Origin of the sequence: Streptomyces sp. CB01580 (genome assembly GCF_001905795.1) — a bacterium.
Taxonomy (GTDB): Bacteria; Actinomycetota; Actinomycetes; order Streptomycetales; family Streptomycetaceae; genus Streptomyces.
On sequence record NZ_LIXJ01000003.1, the window covers coordinates 373,854 to 390,977 of the forward strand.

Here is a 17,124-nt window from a genome sequence, read left to right on the forward strand (position 1 = left end):
CCGGCCCGGACGACGTGCCGCCCCGGTCACGCGGACCGGGCGGACCTCACGGCAGCAGCCCCGCGCGCCGCGCCGCCACCACCGCCTCCAGACGCGTGTGCGCCCCCAGCTTGCGCATCGCCGAACGCAGATACCCCTTCACCGTCTCCGGGCGCAGCCCCAGCCGCTCCGCCGCCACCGCGTTCGTCGTGCCCGCGGCCACGCAGGCCAGCACGTCCAGCTCGCGCGGCGCCAGCCGCACCTCGCACCGTCGCGGATTCCCGGAGCCCGCTCCCGAGCCGGACCCGGCCGCCGAGGCGAGCCGCCCGCACACCGCGAGCAACTCCTCGCGCAGCGCGGGGTCGACGACCTTCGGGACCAGGGTGCGCAGCTCGCGATGGGCCTCACGGACGTCCTCCCACACCCCCGGGGGTGCCGACCCGGCGTCGGTGAGCTGCTCCCGCGTGACGGCCAGGAGCCGCTGCACCTCGTCCCGGACGACCAGGGCGTGCTCCACGTCGCGAGCCGCGGCCACCGCCGCGTCGAACATGCGGTCCCCGAGCGTGACCGGCTCGCGCAGCGCCCCGTACAGCAGACCGCGTACCTTGCGCCGTACGACGACGGGCACCGCGACCACGGAGCGCAGCCCCTCCGCCGCGACCGCCATGTCGTACTCGTGGCTGATGTGGCGGGAGGCGCGGTAGTCGGCGACCGCGCACGGCCGGGACAGGGCGATCGACTTCCCGCCCAGGCCGCTGCCCGCCGAGATGACGAGCCCGCGCAGGGCGCCGGTCTGCGCCCCGTTCAGTTCCGCGATCCGGGCATGGCGGGCGTCCGAGAGCAGCCCGCCGAAGGCGACGGGCAGCCCACTGGCCCGGCGCAGCCGCAGCAGGGCCGCTCCCATGTCGACGGCATTGTCGGGTTCCGGCACGCTGACGCCTCTCTGCCCGGCCGACGGCCGGACACCGCCGGTTCGAAGACACGGCCCAGGTGACCCGCTCGGCGCACCCCCGTTCGGGGGTGGTGAGATCTGGGTCACTGTTTACATGATGTTAAGCGACCGGTCCGGTCCGCAATGAGGAGGGCACATGTCGGCAACCAGCGCGACGGAGACGTTCCGGGCCGCCCGGGACTTTCTGCTGCGTCATCGCGAGGACTACCAGGCGGCCTACGAGGGCTTCCGCTGGCCCAGGACCGATCACTTCAACTGGGCGCTCGACTGGTTCGACGTGATCGCGGAGAACAACGACCGCACCGCCCTGCACATCGTGGAGGAGGACGGCGACCGCACCGAGGTGTCCTTCGCGCGGATGTCCGCGCGCTCCAACCGGGTCGCGAACTGGCTGCGCGCCCGGGGCGTCCGGGCCGGGGACCGGATCCTCGTCATGCTCGGCAACCAGGTCGAACTGTGGGAGACGGCCCTCGCCGCGATGAAGCTGCGCGCCGTCGTCATCCCCGCCACCCCGCTCCTCGGCCCGGCCGACCTGCGGGACCGGGTGGAGCGCGGCCGGGTCCGACACGTGCTGGTGCGGGACACCGACACCCCCAAGTTCGACGAGGTGCCCGGCGACTACACCCGGATCGCCGTGGGCGCGGACGTGCCGGGCTGGCTGCCGTACACGGGTGCCGACGGCCACCCGGAGACGTACCGGGCGGACCGGGAGACGGACGCCGACGAGCCGCTGATGCTCTACTTCACCTCCGGCACCACCGCCAGCCCCAAGCTCGTCGAGCACACCCACGCGTCCTACCCCGTGGGCCACTTGTCGACGATGTACTGGATCGGTCTCAAGCCGGGCGACGTCCACCTCAACATCTCCTCGCCCGGCTGGGCCAAGCACGCCTGGTCGAACCTCTTCGCGCCCTGGAACGCCGAGGCGACCGTCTTCATCTTCAACTACACCCGTTTCGACGCGGCACGCCTGATGGCCGAGATGGACCGCTCGGGGGTCACGAGCTTCTGCGCCCCACCCACCGTCTGGAGGATGCTGATCCAGGCCGACCTCTCCCAGCTGAAGAACCCGCCGCGCGAGGTCGTGGCGGCCGGGGAGCCGCTGAACCCGGAGGTCATCGAGACGGTGCGGCGCGTCTGGGGCGTGACCATCCGGGACGGCTTCGGCCAGACCGAGACCTCCGTGCAGGTCGCCAACACCCCCGGCCAGCTGCTGAAGGCCGGGTCGATGGGGCGGCCCAGCCCGGGATTCCGGGTCGAGCTCCTCGACCCGGTGACCGGTGAGCCCGGCGCGCTCGAGGGCGAGATCTCGCTGGACCTGTCGGACCGCCCGGTGGGCCTGATGACCGGCTACCACGGTGACCCGGAGCGGACCGCGCAGGCGATGGCGGGCGGCTACTACCGTACCGGCGACATCGGCTCCCGGGACCTGGACGGCTACATCACCTATGTCGGCCGGGCCGACGACGTCTTCAAGGCGTCCGACTACAAGATCTCGCCGTTCGAGCTGGAGAGCGCGCTGCTGGAGCACGAGGCGGTCGCCGAGGCCGCGGTCGTGCCGGCCCCCGACCCGATGCGCCTCGCCGTGCCGAAGGCGTACATCGTGCTCGCGGAGGGCTGGGAGCCCTGCCCCGACACCGCGAAGATCCTCTTCGAGCACTCCCGTTCGGTCCTCGCCCCGTACAAGCGCGTGCGCCGGCTGGAGTTCGCCGATCTGCCCAAGACCGTGTCCGGCAAGATCCGCCGCATCGAACTGCGCGAGCGCACGGCCCGGGGAACCGGCACCGGCACCGAGTACGCCGAGGGGGACTTCCGATGAGCGGGCCGTCCCGCGCGCACGTCAACGGAACCGAGTACGTCGAGGGGGACCTGGGATGAGCGAACTGTCCTACGCGCACGGCACCGGCACCACGCCGCTGCTCGGCGACACCATCGGCCGCAGTCTCGACCGCGCCGTCGGGGCGTTCGGCGACCGCGAGGCGCTGGTCGACGTCGCCTCCGGGCGGCGCTGGACGTACGCCGAGTTCGGCGCGGCGGTCGACGAGCTGGCCCGCGCGCTGATGGGGGCGGGCGTGGCCAAGGGCGACCGGGTCGGGATCTGGGCGGTCAACTGCCCGGAGTGGGTGCTCACGCAGTACGCCACGGCCCGGATCGGCGCCGTCCTGGTCAACATCAACCCGGCCTACCGCGCGCACGAGCTGAAGTACGTGCTGGAACAGGCCGGGATATCCCTCCTGATCTCCTCGCTCGCGCACCGCACCAGCGACTACCGTGCCCTCGTCGGCCGGGTCCGCGCCGACTGCCCCGACCTGCGCGCCGTGCACTACATCGGGGATCCCTCGTGGGACGAACTCCTGGCCTCGGCGGCATCGGTGACGAGCGGGCAGCTCGCCGCCCGCGAGGCCGAACTGTCCTGCGACGACCCGATCAACATCCAGTACACCTCCGGCACCACCGGCTTCCCCAAGGGCGCCACACTCTCCCACCACAGCATCCTCAACAATGGTTATTTCGTGGGGGAGATGATCGCCTACACCGAACAGGACCGGGTCTGCCTGCCGGTCCCGTTCTACCACTGCTTCGGCATGGTGATGGGCAATCTCGCCACCACCTCGCACGGCGCCTGCATCGTGATCCCGGCCCCCGCCTTCGAGCCCGCGGCGGTGCTCGCCGCCGTGCAGCAGGAACGCTGCACCTCGCTCTACGGCGTGCCCACGATGTTCATCGCGGAGCTGAGCCTCCCCGATTTCGCCTCGTACGACCTGTCCTCGCTGCGCACCGGGATCATGGCCGGATCGCCGTGCCCGGTCGAGGTGATGAAGCGGGTCGTCGCCGAGATGCACATGGAGGAGGTGTCCATCTGCTACGGGATGACGGAGACCTCGCCGGTCTCCACCCAGACCCGCCGGGACGACGACCTGGAGCGGCGCACCGGCACGGTCGGCCGGGTCATGCCGCATCTGGAGGTCAAGGTCGTCGACCCGGTGACGGGGGTGACCCTGGAGCGCGGAACGGCGGGCGAGCTGTGCACCCGCGGCTACAGCGTGATGCTCGGCTACTGGCAGGACCCCGAGCGCACCGCCCAGGTCATCGACCCCGGCCGGTGGATGCACACCGGGGACCTCGCGGTGATGCGCGAGGACGGCTACGTGGAGATCGTCGGCCGGATCAAGGACGTGATCATCCGGGGCGGCGAGAACGTGTACCCGCGGGAGGTCGAGGAGTTCCTCTACGGCCATCCGAAGATCGCGGACGTGCAGGTGGTGGGGGTGCCGGACGACACCTACGGCGAGGAGGTCCTCGCCTGCGTCATCCCGAGGGACCCGGAGGACCCGCCGACCCTGGACGAGGTGACGGAGTTCTGCCGCGAGCAGCTGGCGCACTACAAGATCCCGCGGGGCCTGCGGATCCTGGAGTCCTTCCCGATGACGGTCAGCGGGAAGGTCCGGAAGATCGAACTGCGCGAGGGCTACGGCGCGTAGGAGCAGCGGTCCCGGTCGCGCCCGGGGGCGGTCAGGCGGCCTCGATGATGTCGCCGGCCGAACCCCGGGTGGCGGCCGCCCACTCGATCAGCAGCACCTCGTAGGCGGCGGACTCCACGGAGGACCACTCCTGCCCGGCCCGCGCGTCGACCAGCGCCCGTATCGCCTGGTTCGCCTCGGCGGCGGACGTACGGGACGAACGGGCCTGGTGCGAGGGGTCGGTGGACGGTACGTGTCGTGGAGTTAATGCCATGTACCCCACCTTAAGGCCCGCCACCGACAATCCCCCGAACATTTGTGGCCCATGGCCCGAACGTGACCGATTGCACTCAGCGTTGCCGCTCGGTTCCAGCGGGTCGAGGGGTGCGGTCGGGGTGCGGTGCGTCGCGTCGCATGCAGACCCTCGGCCACCGGTCCAGGCCGTGTTCCGCCTCCGCCGCCCTGATCTTCCGCAGCCCGTCGGTGAGTTCGGCATCGTCCAGCACGCGGAAGCCGAGCCGTGCGTAGTAAGGGGCGTTCCACGGCACGTGGCGGAATGTCGTCAGCGTGAGCGCGTCCAGGCCCCGGCCCGCCGCCCAGTGGGCGAGATGGTCGATGAGCCCGCTGCCCAGCCGGCGCCGGGCGGCGGACGGGTGGACGGTGACCTGTTCGATGTGGGCCGCGCCGTCGACCTCGTCGGCGATCAGATAGCCGACCGGGCGGTCGGCGTCGTCCACCGCCACCCAGGCGCGCCCCGCGCGCCGGTAGTCCTCCAACAGGTCGAGCGGAAGGGGATCGTCGTCCGCGATCGCGGCCATGCCGAGCGCGCGGAACGGTTCGCCTGCGGCCCGTTCCATGTCCTGGAGCAGCGGCAGATCGCGGGGGCGGGCGGTACGGATGAGCATGCGCCCAGTATGGCGCCCGGGGTGACGGGCGCACCGGCCGGTGCCCCGGGGCGTGCGCCGGGTGGTCCCCGGGAAGGCGTACCGGGCGGTGTCCGGACGCGGCGGTGTGCCGGACACCGCGGTCTCAGGCGCCGGGGTCGATCAGTTCCTCCGCCGGGCCGTTGACCGGCCGCGGCGTTCCCGTACGGTCCATCACGAAGAGCGGGACGTCGAGTCCGTCCGCACGCGTGGCGGCGTCCCGCGCGTATCCGCCGAGTGAGAAGAACACGCTCGTGACGGAGGCGGACAGGGCGTTCAGCCACAGGCATTCGACGGAGCGCAGGGTGGTCGGGCGGCTGCCGGTGTCGACCCGCGCGATCAGTCCGGTGGCCCGCAGATCGATCCGCGCGCAGGAGGGGCCGGTGCACCGGGCCGCGTCGTGGTGGCCCAGCCACCGCAGGTAGCGGGCGGCGTTCGCGACGGCGTCGTGCCCGGTACGGGCCGGGCCGGGGCGGAAGGCCGGACGGGGGTTCGGCGCGGCGGCACGGGCCGGGTCCGCCCCGGCGGCCGGGCCGGGAGGCGGCGGCGCCGGACGGGCAGGTATCCGCAGCACCGTCCCGCACGGGCAGTGCAACTCCGGCTGCGGCCAATGGTCGAGGCGCCCGCAGGCGCGGCAGCGCACGGCCACCCAGTCGTCGTCCCAGGTGCGGTGGGTCACGGGTACGGCCGGTGCGCCGGGCAGCGGCGGCGGGGCCGTCGGCGCACCGCAGGGGCAGGGGTAGACCTGCGTCCGGTAGGCGTGCTCGCGGCGGCAGGCCGGACAGCTCACCGGCACCGACTCCACCATGGTCTCCTCCCGGCCCTCTCCCCGCCCGGTCCGCCCGCGCCCGGCGGGCCCGGGCCCGCCGGGCCTCGTCCCCATGCTCCACCAGGAGCGGGGGCCGAGGGAGCGACTTGACGTACGAATGACCGCTGCCCGAGCGGCAGTCGAAATCCTCAAGCGTGAAGGCATCGGCAACGCGTTCGGTGTGCCGGGCGCGGCGATCAACCCCTTCTACGCGGCCCTCAAGGCGTCCGGCGGGGTCCATCACACGCTCGCCCGTCACGTCGAGGGCGCCTCCCACATGGCGGAGGGGTACACCCGGGCCCGTCCGGGCAACATCGGTGTCTGCGTGGGCACTTCGGGACCGGCCGGCACCGACATGATCAACGGCCTGTACTCCGCCATGGCCGACTCCGTCCCGATCCTCTGCATCACCGGCCAGGCACCGACCGCCGTGCTCCACAAGGAGGACTTCCAGGCGGTCGACATCGCCTCGATCGCGGCACCCGTCACCAAGGCGGCGACGACCGTCCTCGAAGCCGCCCAGGCACCAGGACATCCCGGCGCCCTGGAACCGCACGCACCATGCCGCGTCCGCTCTCCGGCCGCAGGTCGCCCGCGCGGCACCGGGGCGGTCCGCGGCCCCGGGCCCCCGTCGGGGACGCGTTAGGGTCGGGCTCCGGACCGCCGGTCCACCCGGGCACGGCGAACGCGAGTGGAGGCACAGTGCGCCTGAGAGTGGAGTTCACCACGGAGCCCTTCGATCTCGACGAGGCGCCCGCCCACGCGGTCGTGGCCCGCGAGGTCATCCGGACGGCCGAACTGGACGCCGTGGACGTCGGCCCCTTCGGCAACACGGCGGAGGGCGGTGCCGACCAGGTGCTCGGCACGGTGGACACCCTGCTGCGCAGCGTCCTCGCCTCGGGCGCGACCCGGGTGTCGCTCCAGGTCAACGTCATCGGGGAGGACGCCAAGTGACCGCCCCCGCGGACCACCCCCTCGTCGCGGCGGTCAAGCCGCTCGTCGACGCCATGGGCGCCGAACTGCTCGGGCCCGACCAGGCCCAGGCCGACGACGTGGTGCTGGCCTGGGAGGGCGAGGACGTCGTCGCGGTCCGGCTGCCCCAGCTGTCGGAGTCGCTCGACCACATCCTGGCCGCCCTGGAACGCCGGCACGGGATGCCGCTGGCGGAGCTGGACCGCAGGGCCAAGCAGGCGGTGGTGCGCAGCCTGGAGGCACGCGGAGCGTTCTCCGTGCGCCATGGTGTGGAGACGGTCGCGAGTGCGCTGGGCGTCAGCCGCTTCACCGTCTACAACTACCTGAACAGGGAAAACGCCTCCAGGGAACGGTAGTTGGGGACCTCGGTGGCCGGGGGCCGTCAGGCGTGGGTGGGGCCGTCGTCCGGATCCTCGGACGGCGGCCCCACGCGTTCGCGCAATTTCAACAAAGCGTTGACGTTGTGTTGCGGAGGGCGTTAGCTATGCGCAGCCCGACCGACGCGGAGCGGCGATTCGCACCGCGAGAACAGCCACGGAGGCTCCCGTGACTTCGAGCTCCACACCGGGCCTGCCCCGGTTCAACACCCTGGCGGAGGACGAGGCCACCGCCGCTCTGCACGAGGTGTGCACCAGTACGGCATGGGGGAGAGCCCTCCTCTCCCGACGCCCCTACGCCGACGTCGAAGCCCTCCTTCGCGCCGGCGACGCCGCCACGGCCGCGCTGACCGCGGGGGACCTGGCCGAGGCGATGGCCGGTCACCCGCCGATCGGCCGCCCGCGGCCCGGCGATCCGGTCTCCTCCCGCGAACAGCGGGGGATGGCCGGGGCCCCGGAGGAACTCAGGGCCGAGATGCTCGAACTGAACCTGGCCTACCAGGAACGGTTCGGACACGTCTTCCTGATCTGCGCCACCGGGGCCACCGGTGAACAGATGCGCGACGCCGTGAAGTCCCGGATCGGGAACTCGCCGGAGGAGGAACGCGAACATGTGCGCACCGAACTCGGCAGGATCAACCGCATCCGGCTCACCCGCCTCGTCACGGAAGACATGTAACACCCCGTCATGGAAAGAGAGTGAAGGTCTTGAGCACCTCCGCCACCGCATCGGTGTCCACCCACATCCTGGACACCAGCATCGGCCGCCCCGCCGCGGCCGTCGCCGTCCGGCTCGCCGCCCGTGGCGGGAGGGACGCCCCGTGGACCGCGCTCGGCGGCTCCGCCACCGACGCGGACGGTCGCTGCAAGGACCTGCCGGCACTGCCGGAGGGCACCACCCATGTACGGCTCGACTTCGACACCGAGGCGTACTTCGAGTCGCACACCGCCAGCAAGAGGCCGGCCGAGGCACAGCAGGACGCCCCCCGCGCAAGGGACAGCGGCGTGTTCTTCCCCGAGGTGGCGATCACCTTCGCCGTCGCCCCGGGTGAGCACTACCACGTACCGCTGCTGCTCAACCCGTTCGGCTACTCCGTTTACCGAGGGAGCTAGCACCGACATGACCGCCGATTCCCCCCGCACCCGCCCTGTGATTCTCGGCCAGAACCAGTACGGCAAGGCGGAGAACCGCGTCGTCAGGATCACCCGGGACGGCGACACCCACCACATCAAGGACCTGAACGTCTCCGTCGCCCTCTCCGGCGACATGGAGGACGTCCACTACTCCGGATCCAACGCCCACGTCCTGCCGACCGACACCACCAAGAACACGGTGTACGCGTTCGCGAAGAAGCACGGCATCGAATCCGCCGAGCAGTTCGGCATCCACCTGGCCCGCCACTTCGTGACGTCCCAGGAGCCGATCGAGGTCGCCCGGATCCGGATCGAGGAGTACTCCTGGGAGCGCATCGCCACCTCGGACGCGAGCGCGCGGTTCATCGGAGCCGACGAGGTCGAGCACTCCTTCGTCCGCAGGGGCCAGGAGACGCGAACGGCCCAGATCACCTACGACGGCGAGAAGTGGCAGATCATCTCGGGGCTCAAGGACCTCGTGGTGATGAACTCCACGCACTCCGAGTTCTGGGGCTACGTCAAGGACGAGTACACCACGCTGGAGGAGGCGCACGACCGCATCCTCGCCACCGAGGTCTCCGCCCGGTGGCGGTTCAACTGGACGGACGACGAGACGCGGATGCCCAACTGGGAGAAGTCCTACGAGCAGACCCGCAAGCACATGCTCCAGGCGTTCGCCGAGACGTACTCCCTTTCCCTCCAGCAGACCCTCTACCAAATGGGTTCACGCGTCATCAACCACCGCGGCGAGATCGACGAGATCCGCTTCTCGCTGCCGAACAAGCACCACTTCCTCGTGGACCTGGAACCGTTCGGTCTCCAGAACGACAACGAGGTCTACTTCGCGGCGGACCGCCCGTACGGCCTCATCGAGGCCACCGTGCTGCGGGACGGCACCACACCGCGGATCCCGGTCGACATGACCAATCTCTGAGCCGATCTCCGACGCGGCGCCGCGCCGGCCCCCGCCCGCACCACCCGGGCGGAGCGTCGGCCGGGCCGGAGGGAAACCCATGGCACAGCCAGCACCCGGGCCGACCGACACCCGAGGCCCATGCCCCGACCCGCCCGGGACCCCGGTCCACCCGGTGGACGAAAAGCTCGGTCCCGCCGTGCCCGTACCGCCGGACAGAGAGGGAAGCGCCATGGCCGCAACAGCAGTCCCCGAGCACGTGGAACGCATCGTCGTCGAGCACTGCGCGATCGCGACCGTCGACGCCGACGACACCGAGTACGCCTCCGGGCACGTCGTCGTCGCGGGCAATCGCATCGAGAGCGTCGGGGCCGGCCCGGCACCCGGGGGCCTGGAGAACGTCGTACGCCGCATCGACGGCACCGGGCACCTGGTCACCCCCGGCCTGGTCAACACGCACCACCACTTCTACCAGTGGATCACCCGCGGCCTCGCCACCGACCACAACCTGTTCGACTGGCTCGTCGCCCTCTACCCGACATGGGCGCGCATCGACGAACCGATGGTCCGCGCCGCGGCGCGGGGCTCGCTCGCCATGATGGCCCGGGGCGGGGTCACCACCGCCATGGACCACCACTACGTCTACCCGCGGGGCGCCGGTGACCTGTCCGGTGCCATCATCGGGGCCGCCCGTGACATGGGCGTACGGTTCACCCTCGCCCGGGGCTCCATGGACCGGGGCGAGACGGACGGGGGACTGCCCCCGGACTTCGCCGTCGAGACCCTCGACGGCGCGCTCGCCGCCACCGAGGCGACCGTCGACGCCCACCACGACCCCTCGTTCGACGCGATGACCCGGATCGCCGTCGCTCCCTGCTCCCCCTTCTCCATCTCCACCGAACTCCTCCGCGAGGGCGCCGAACTGGCCCGTCGCAAGGGGGTGCGCCTGCACACCCACGGCTCGGAGACCGTGGAGGAGGAGAAGTTCTGCCGCGAACTCTTCGGCATGGGACCGACCGACTACTTCGCGTCGACCGGCTGGCTCGGCGACGACGTGTGGATGGCGCACTGCGTCCACATGAACGACTCCGACATCGCCGCCTTCGCCCGCACCGGCACCGGCGTCGCCCACTGCCCCTCGTCCAACGCCCGGCTCGCCGCGGGCATCGCGCGCGTCCCCGACATGCTCGCGGCCGGTGTCCCGGTCGGCCTCGGCGTCGACGGCACCGCCTCCAACGAGTCCGGCGAACTCCACACCGAACTGCGCAACGCCCTCCTCGTCAACCGTCTCGGGACCCATCGGGAGAAGGCCCTGAACGCCCGTCAGGCCCTGCGCCTGGCCACGTACGGCGGCGCCCGGGTGCTGGGCCGCGCCGACGAGATCGGCTCCCTGGAACCCGGCAAGCTCGCCGACCTGGTGCTCTGGAACATGGACACCCTCGCCCACGCCTCCATCGCGGACCCGGTCACCGCGCTGGTCCTCGGCGCCGCCGCCCCGGTCACCCTCTCCCTCGTCGACGGCAGACCGGTCGTCGAGGACGGCCGCCTGGTCACCGCGGACGAGGACGCCATCGCCCGTACCACCCGCGACGAGGCCCGCCGCCTCGCGCGGATCGCCACCGGGGCCTGACGCCCCGGAACACCCCGTACCGGCCGGCCGCCGCGCGCACTCGATCCGGGTCCGCGTCAACCGGCGCGGGCATCGTGCTCTTCGGCTCGGTCGCCGCGAGCGGCATCCAGACGCTGGCGACCGCCGCCCTGGAGAAGGGCGAGAACGCGCTGATCGTGGCCGCGGCCCTGGGCATCGGGCTGATCCCGATCGCGGCGCCGGACTTCTACCACGCCTTCCCGGGGGATCTGCTCGTGGTGCTCGACTCCGGCATCTCGACCGGGTGCGTCGTCGCGATCCTGCTGAACCTGGCATTCAACCACCTCGGCGCGAGGGCGGACCGGAGGACGCCGGACCCGGACGGCCAGGAGGCCGGGGGGAACGGCCCGGTCCCGGCGAGCCCGTCCGCCCCGGCGTCCGCGCACTGACCGGTAGCCCCCGCGCGCACTGTCGCACCCGGACGCGAGCGCGGCCGGTACGGCGACACGCCGCGCACGCCGCGGTACGAGGATTCGGCGGCCGGTGCATCGGTACGACGAAGGCCGCCGGAACGTCACGAGGCCCCGCACCGCGCGGCGAGCGAGGTGCGGGGCCCGGCGGGGACGGGGCAGGGGCGCTCGGACCTCAGCGGCCGAGGACCCCGGGGCGCGACGGCCTCAGCAGTTGAGGTAGGCCGTGTGGATCCAGACGCCGGTGCGTCCGCCCCACAGGTCGCCCATGACCCAGTTGCCCTGCGTGCCGCGCTTCTCGAGGTTCTGGCCCTTGTTCACCTGGCCCAGGACCGGGTAGCCCGTGCCGGGGCCGCCGCGGAAGTTCACCCCGTTGTCGTTGACGGTGCAGACCGCGGCCGGTGCCTTCGCCGCGTGCGCGGCGACCGGGCTCTGCACGGCCTGGGCGGCGGGGCTGAAGGCCAGGCCCAGACCGGCGGTCAGGGCCGCCGCGGCCAGCGTCATCCTCTTCGTCATGCGGTTCTCTCCTCCGTTCTCCGGCCCACTCCGCGTGAGCCGTTCATCAGCCCCAACGGAGCCGCCGATCGACGGGTCACGGGCCCGGACGATCTCCGGGGGAGGAATGAAAGCGCAGGTCATACGACGTGCGCACCGGCGTACGCGGCCGACGGCGCGCACGCTCCTCGCGCCGGGCGGCCGGACGTTTGCCGGGCGGCGGCCGGGGACACGGCCGCCACCCGGCACAGGACGATCACCGCGCCGGTTCCAGGGGTGGCGCGCTCACCGCACCACGCGCCCCCGCAGCACGATCCGGCTCGGGTGCTCCAGAACGGCCGGGTCCCGGGTGGGATCGGCCGCGTACGCGACGACGTCGGCGGGCGCACCGTCCACGAGGCCCGGCAGCCCGAGCCAGGCCCGCGCGGTCCAGGACGCCGCCCCGAGCGCCGCCGTGGCCGACAGCCCGGCCCGTACCAGCCAGGACATCTCGCCCGCGACCGTTCCGCACGGGAAGGAGTCGGTGCCCGCCAGGACCGTGACGCCCGCCTCGTGGGCGGCCCGCACGGTGCCGGGCAGGACGTCCCAGCCCGCCAGCCACAGATCGCGGCGCACGCCAGGCTCTCGCGCCCGCATCTCGCCCGCCCGCGCCCCGAAGACGCTCAGCGTCGGGACGAACGCCGTGCCCTGCGCGGCCATCCGGTCGAGCAGCGCCGGGTCCAGATGCATCCCGTGCTCCAGACTGTCGGCGCCCGCCAGCACGGCGTTGCGCGAGCCCTCGGTGGTCTGGCAGTGCACGGCGACCTTCCCGCCCACCGTGTGCACCGCCTGCACGACCGAGGTCAACAGCGGCAGCGGCACGGCCGGTTCGTCCTGCGCCCAGTCGCCGATCACCTTGCACCAGCCGGACGAGGCGGTGGCCTCCTCCACGGCGGCCCGCACCAGATCGTCCTCGGTCACATCGCGCCCGAAGCCGGGGAAGAACCGGCCGGGCGTGGCCAGCCACCGTCCCGCCGACGTCACACGCGGCAGCTCCGGGTCCTCGTCCACCCACGCCGGCATCCGCGCCGCGGTGCCCGGGGTGCGCACCGCCAGCACCCCGGCGTCCCGGTGCTCACCCAACTGCTCGCGCAGCAGTTCCTCGTCGAATGGTTCGTCCGTCGACAGCGCCCCCGGATGGGTGTGCACGTCGACGAGTCCGGGCAGCAGCCACCCGCCGTCGACGACCAACTCCGTGTCCCGCCCCGCGAGTCCGTCCGGCGGTGCGCCCTCGCGCAGCACCCCGCCGTCGATCCGGAACACCCGCTCCTCGCGTTCCGGCAGCACGATTCCTCGTATGCACAACATCGGCCGACCGTACGTCACTTCCCTCGCCGCGCCCGCGGATCACGCCGACGACCACACGCACACACCGGCACATTGCGGAACGTTCCGATCCGCCCTCTTGTCCGCGGCCCCCGCACCGTGCGATACAGGTCTGGACCATTGCTGCCGGACGGAAGGCACGACCGTGCAACGCCCCCACACCATCGCCGCGTCGGCCTGTACCGCCGCCCTGCTCCTCGCCGCGCTCACCGCCTGCGGCTCCGCCCCGGAGGCGGACACCAGTGCGCCCACGGTGCCGAGCCACGTGACGGCCCAGGCCGGCAGCGCCACCTCCGTGCACGTCATGTGGGAGCGGGCGTCCGACAACAAAGCGGTCACCGGCTACGAGGTCTACCGCAGGACGGGGGAGGGCGGACCCGAGAAGGTGAAGTCCCTTCCCGCGGCCAGGACCATGACCGACATCGACGGTCTGACCGCCTCGACCTCCTACACGTTCACCGTGCGCGCCCGCGACGCCGCCGGGAACCTCTCCGCGCCGAGCACCGCCGCGACCGTCACCACTCCGGCCGCCACCCCCGCCGACCACGGGCCCCCGACCCGCCCGTCGAAGGTGCGCGGGACCGTGGACGGCGGCCGGGCGGTCGACCTGTCCTGGAACCGTTCCACGGACGACGTCGGCGTCACCGCGTACGACATCTACCAGGAGGACTCCCGGATCCACAGCGTGCCGGGCAACGCGACCACGGCTCATGTGACCGGGCTGCGCCCCGGCACCGTCTACACCTTCACCGTGCGGGCCCGCGACGCCGCCGACAACTCCTCGCCGGACAGCGAGGCCGTCGACCTCACCACCGCGTCCGCGCCGGGCGCGCCCGCCTCCACCGCCCCCACCGACCTGCGGATCACCAACCGGGCACAGGGCAAGGAGTACGCCATCGACCTGGACTGGGAACAGCCGGAGACGGGCGGCGAGATCCCGGCCTACCAACTCTTCATGGACGGCAGACCGACCACCACGATCGTGTGGGGCTCGACCCCGCCCGCCGGCCGGGCACACTACCGGCTCACCGTCACGGACCCGCGCGGCACCCGCTACTCCCTCAAGATCCGCGCCAAGCTGCCGGACGGGAAATGGGGTGACTTCTCCGCCCAGCGCACCGTCGTCCTGGGCGAGTGAGCCGGGCACGCAGGACACGCGGCGGCCGTCTTCGGAAGTCACCGGGAAAATGATGTCGAGTCAGCCGGTGACGCGCACCGTCTCCACCCACTGCGGCGGCTGCGGGGCGTCCGCGCCGATGAGCGCCGCGACGAGCCGGCACGAGGGCGCCTCGTCCGGCCAGGGGGTGAAGCCGTCGGTGAGGACGACGACGATGTTCGGCCGGTCCCGGGCCGCGAGCGCGGCGGCGATGCCCACCCGCATGTCGGTGCCGCCGCCCCCGCCCAGGGTGACCTGCTCGGCGGAGGTCACCCGCGACACGCTCTGCACGTCCGCGTCGCAGGCCAGTACCGTGACCCGGTTGCCCCGGACGCCCACTTCCCGCAGCACACCGGTGACTTCGCCCAGCGCCGCGCCGAGTTCGTCGTCCCCCATCGACCCCGAGGTGTCGATGACCACGGCGACCCGGGGCAGCGGACGGCGCAGGCTGGGAAGGATCACGCCGCGCAGCGCCGCACTGCGCCGGGAGGGACGCCGGTACGTGTAGTCCATCGCCCCGGCCGCCCAGGCCGCGGCCTCGCGGACGGCGCCCGCGAGCGCCTGCCGCCAGTCGATGCTGGGCTCCAGCATCTCGTCCGCCCAGCGCTCCCAGCCCCCCGGGAGCGTGCCCCGGGTGCGCCGGTGGGCGCGTATGGCCTCCGCGGTGTGCCGCCGCAACGCCTGCGCCTCCACCGGGCCCAGGCTCGTCGGCCCCTCGCTCCCGGGCAGCTCCCAGGGCGTGGGCTGCCCGTGCGCGCCCGAACCGCAGTCGTGGGCGGGCGACCCCGGCGGAATCGACGGCAGGTACTCCTCGAAGATCCGCCCGGTCGGCAGGCCGAAGAGCCGGGGTTCCAGCCGGCCCGCCGGCAGCGGCAGTCCGTCCGCGATCAGGTCGTCGTTGATCTCGCAGTCCTGCGCCACGTTGAGGCGGTGGTGGTCGCGCTGGTCGGAGGCGGACAGCCGTTCCGCGCGGCCGTGGTGGTCGCGCAGCAGATGCGCCACCTCGTGCAGCCACACCCCGGCCAGCTCCGCCACCGGCGTCGCCTCCACGAAGGCGGGCGACACGTAGCACCGCCAGTGCCGGTCCACGCCCATCGTCGGCACCCCGGTGCTCGGCACCACCGACAGCGCGTACAGCGCCGAGGCCAGATACGGCCGGTCGGTCGCCGCCCGGTAGCGGGCGGCGAGCAGCTTGGTCATGTCCAACCGGGCCCGCCCCGGGGCGACTTCCGGCTTCGCCACCGCCGTACCCGCCTCAGCCGCTCTGGGGCAGCGCGCCGGACAGCTGGAGCAGTTCCACGAACGCGTCGATGCCCTCGGGTACCGGCCAGTCGGTGTCCCGCATCGACGCCAGGTCGACCGCAGCCCTGGCCGCCACATCGGGTACGCCCGCGTCCACGGCCTTCGCCAGCACCGCCCAGCCCGCCTCCCAGCGCTTCTGGGTGAGATCGCCCTGGACGGCCGCCACGATCGCGATGAGGAAGGCCAGCTGACGGTCGCCGCGCTCCGGCAGGGCGAACGCGTCGGGGTTGGCCAGCACCCGGTCCGGGTCGGGCAGATCGAGGTTCTCCAGGTACGACAGCAGCTCGATGCCCGCACCGTCGCCCACCGCCCCGGCCAGGGCGGCGGCGAGCGCCTCCCGCCCGGCGCCCGTCGCGTACCCGGTGGCGAGCAGCCGCAGTGCCATGTCCCAGGTACGCGGCGACGGCCAGGCCCGGCCCCGGCTCTCCGCGTCGGCGGGGATGTGGTGGACGAGACCGGGGCGCGCGGTGAGGAAGCCCGAGACCGCGCCGCGGGCCCGTGCCGCCGAACCCGGGACGCGGGCGGCGTCGACGACCGGGACCGTCACCTCGGGCCAGGTGCCGGCCATGCCGCGCGCCACCGTGCGCGGGTCGTGCGTCCAGTGCAGATGCACGAAGCGGTTGGCGAGCGGCGGGCTGAGGTGCCACCCGTCCGCCGCGCTCGACGGCGGGTTCGCCGCGGCCACGATACGCACCGAATCGGGCAACGTCAGGCTGCCCACCCGCCGTTCCAGCACGACGCGCAGCAACGCCGCCTGCACCGCGGGGGGAGCGGACGACAACTCGTCGAAGAACAGCAGCCCCCGGCCCGCGCGCGCCAGCCGTACCGCCCAGTCCGGCGGGGCCATCGGCACCCCGGTCACGGCCGGGTCGTCACCGACGACGGGCAGCCCGGCGAAGTCGGACGGCTCGTGCACACTGGCGATGACCGTCTCCAGTCCGAGACCGAGCCCGGCGGCGAGCTGTTCCATGCCGGCCGACTTGCCGATACCCGGCTCGCCCCACAGCAGGACGGGCTGATTGGCCGTCACTGCCAATGCCAGTGCTTCGAGTTGAGGGTTGGTAGCGGCTTCCGTACGGGACGAGCGGAGCCGGCGGTTGAGCTCGTCGGCGGCGTCCAGCGGCCCCGGAGCGGCGGCCGGAGACGACGGTTCGGGCGGCTCCGTGGGTCCGGCGGGCGGTGACGGCATCACGGGCGGACGCCCCGCCGGGGCGGCGGGGGAGGGCGTC

At 72.8% G+C, this 17,124-nt stretch carries 17 protein-coding genes and 2 pseudogenes; 11 read left to right on the plus strand and 8 right to left on the minus strand.

The window, feature by feature from the left end:
- Positions 1 to 46 precede the first annotated feature (46 nt).
- Complete coding sequence (locus AMK22_RS06680; protein WP_073782289.1) at positions 47 to 910, minus strand: helix-turn-helix transcriptional regulator; 864 nt, start codon at positions 908 to 910, stop codon at positions 47 to 49.
- A gap of 157 nt (positions 911 to 1,067) precedes the next feature.
- Here AMK22_RS06680 and AMK22_RS06685 point away from each other — a divergent pair, with 157 nt between their 5' ends.
- Both AMK22_RS06685 and AMK22_RS06690 read left to right on the plus strand, forming a co-directional pair.
- A complete protein-coding gene (locus tag AMK22_RS06685; RefSeq protein ID WP_073782290.1) occupies positions 1,068 to 2,750 on the plus strand; it encodes an AMP-binding protein in 1,683 nt (560 codons plus the stop codon).
- Positions 2,751 to 2,805: 55 nt separating this feature from the next.
- On the plus strand, positions 2,806 to 4,413 hold the full coding sequence (locus AMK22_RS06690; protein ID WP_073782291.1) for an AMP-binding protein: 1,608 nt from the start codon (positions 2,806 to 2,808) through the stop codon (positions 4,411 to 4,413).
- Between the two features lie 31 nt (positions 4,414 to 4,444).
- Here AMK22_RS06690 and AMK22_RS06695 read toward each other — a convergent pair whose 3' ends face one another.
- From AMK22_RS06695 to AMK22_RS06705, 3 genes are all read right to left on the minus strand, one after another.
- A complete protein-coding gene (locus AMK22_RS06695) occupies positions 4,445 to 4,666 on the minus strand; it encodes a hypothetical protein (protein WP_073782293.1) in 222 nt (73 codons plus the stop codon).
- Positions 4,667 to 4,742: 76 nt separating this feature from the next.
- Positions 4,743 to 5,297, minus strand: a complete 555-nt coding sequence (locus AMK22_RS06700; RefSeq protein ID WP_073782295.1) for a GNAT family N-acetyltransferase — start codon at positions 5,295 to 5,297, stop codon at positions 4,743 to 4,745.
- Positions 5,298 to 5,421: 124 nt separating this feature from the next.
- Complete coding sequence (locus AMK22_RS06705; RefSeq protein ID WP_073782835.1) at positions 5,422 to 6,120, minus strand: hypothetical protein; 699 nt, start codon at positions 6,118 to 6,120, stop codon at positions 5,422 to 5,424.
- A gap of 121 nt (positions 6,121 to 6,241) precedes the next feature.
- On the opposite strand from AMK22_RS06705, the pseudogene AMK22_RS06710 reads away from it, so the two are divergent.
- The 8 genes and pseudogenes from AMK22_RS06710 to AMK22_RS06745 form a co-directional block, all read left to right on the plus strand.
- Positions 6,242 to 6,655, plus strand: a pseudogene (locus tag AMK22_RS06710) (thiamine pyrophosphate-binding protein); the annotation flags it as partial.
- A 182-nt stretch (positions 6,656 to 6,837) separates the two neighbouring features.
- On the plus strand, positions 6,838 to 7,077 hold the full coding sequence (locus tag AMK22_RS06715; protein WP_073782297.1) for a hypothetical protein: 240 nt from the start codon (positions 6,838 to 6,840) through the stop codon (positions 7,075 to 7,077).
- The gene (locus AMK22_RS06720; RefSeq protein ID WP_073782299.1) at positions 7,074 to 7,451 is read left to right on the plus strand and encodes a helix-turn-helix domain-containing protein; all 378 of its coding nucleotides are present in this window, start codon (positions 7,074 to 7,076) and stop codon (positions 7,449 to 7,451) included. Before AMK22_RS06715 ends, AMK22_RS06720 begins: the two co-directional genes overlap by 4 nt.
- Before the next feature lie 190 nt (positions 7,452 to 7,641).
- Complete coding sequence (gene uraD, locus AMK22_RS06725) at positions 7,642 to 8,151, plus strand: 2-oxo-4-hydroxy-4-carboxy-5-ureidoimidazoline decarboxylase (RefSeq protein WP_073782301.1); 510 nt, start codon at positions 7,642 to 7,644, stop codon at positions 8,149 to 8,151.
- 29 nt (positions 8,152 to 8,180) lie between these two features.
- Entirely contained in the window at positions 8,181 to 8,585 is a 405-nt protein-coding gene (uraH, locus tag AMK22_RS06730) for a hydroxyisourate hydrolase (RefSeq protein WP_073782837.1), read from the plus strand.
- Positions 8,586 to 8,592: 7 nt separating this feature from the next.
- Positions 8,593 to 9,540 carry a factor-independent urate hydroxylase gene (gene pucL / locus AMK22_RS06735; protein ID WP_073782303.1) on the plus strand — a complete coding sequence of 316 codons (948 nt, stop codon included), beginning with the start codon at positions 8,593 to 8,595 and terminating at the stop codon, positions 9,538 to 9,540.
- A 211-nt stretch (positions 9,541 to 9,751) separates the two neighbouring features.
- Positions 9,752 to 11,149, plus strand: a complete 1,398-nt coding sequence (locus tag AMK22_RS06740) for an 8-oxoguanine deaminase (protein WP_073782305.1) — start codon at positions 9,752 to 9,754, stop codon at positions 11,147 to 11,149.
- Between the two features lie 62 nt (positions 11,150 to 11,211).
- Positions 11,212 to 11,556 (plus strand): annotated as a pseudogene (locus AMK22_RS06745) (purine permease); the annotation flags it as partial.
- 228 nt (positions 11,557 to 11,784) lie between these two features.
- On the opposite strand, the gene AMK22_RS06750 reads toward AMK22_RS06745, so the two are convergent.
- A complete protein-coding gene (locus tag AMK22_RS06750) occupies positions 11,785 to 12,093 on the minus strand; it encodes an SH3 domain-containing protein (protein ID WP_073782307.1) in 309 nt (102 codons plus the stop codon).
- A 264-nt stretch (positions 12,094 to 12,357) separates the two neighbouring features.
- A complete protein-coding gene (locus AMK22_RS06755) occupies positions 12,358 to 13,419 on the minus strand; it encodes an amidohydrolase family protein (protein ID WP_242433859.1) in 1,062 nt (353 codons plus the stop codon).
- A 163-nt stretch (positions 13,420 to 13,582) separates the two neighbouring features.
- Between AMK22_RS06755 and AMK22_RS06760 the strand changes: the two genes are divergently transcribed.
- A complete protein-coding gene (locus tag AMK22_RS06760) occupies positions 13,583 to 14,575 on the plus strand; it encodes a fibronectin type III domain-containing protein (protein WP_073782309.1) in 993 nt (330 codons plus the stop codon).
- A 60-nt stretch (positions 14,576 to 14,635) separates the two neighbouring features.
- Here the strand turns inward: AMK22_RS06760 and AMK22_RS06765 are convergent, their stop codons facing one another.
- Together AMK22_RS06765 and AMK22_RS06770 are read right to left on the minus strand one after the other, a co-directional pair.
- The gene (locus AMK22_RS06765; RefSeq protein WP_073782311.1) at positions 14,636 to 15,793 is read right to left on the minus strand and encodes a vWA domain-containing protein; all 1,158 of its coding nucleotides are present in this window, start codon (positions 15,791 to 15,793) and stop codon (positions 14,636 to 14,638) included.
- Between the two features lie 55 nt (positions 15,794 to 15,848).
- The gene (locus tag AMK22_RS06770; protein ID WP_073782841.1) at positions 15,849 to 17,084 is read right to left on the minus strand and encodes a sigma 54-interacting transcriptional regulator; all 1,236 of its coding nucleotides are present in this window, start codon (positions 17,082 to 17,084) and stop codon (positions 15,849 to 15,851) included.
- Positions 17,085 to 17,124: the final 40 nt, after the last annotated feature.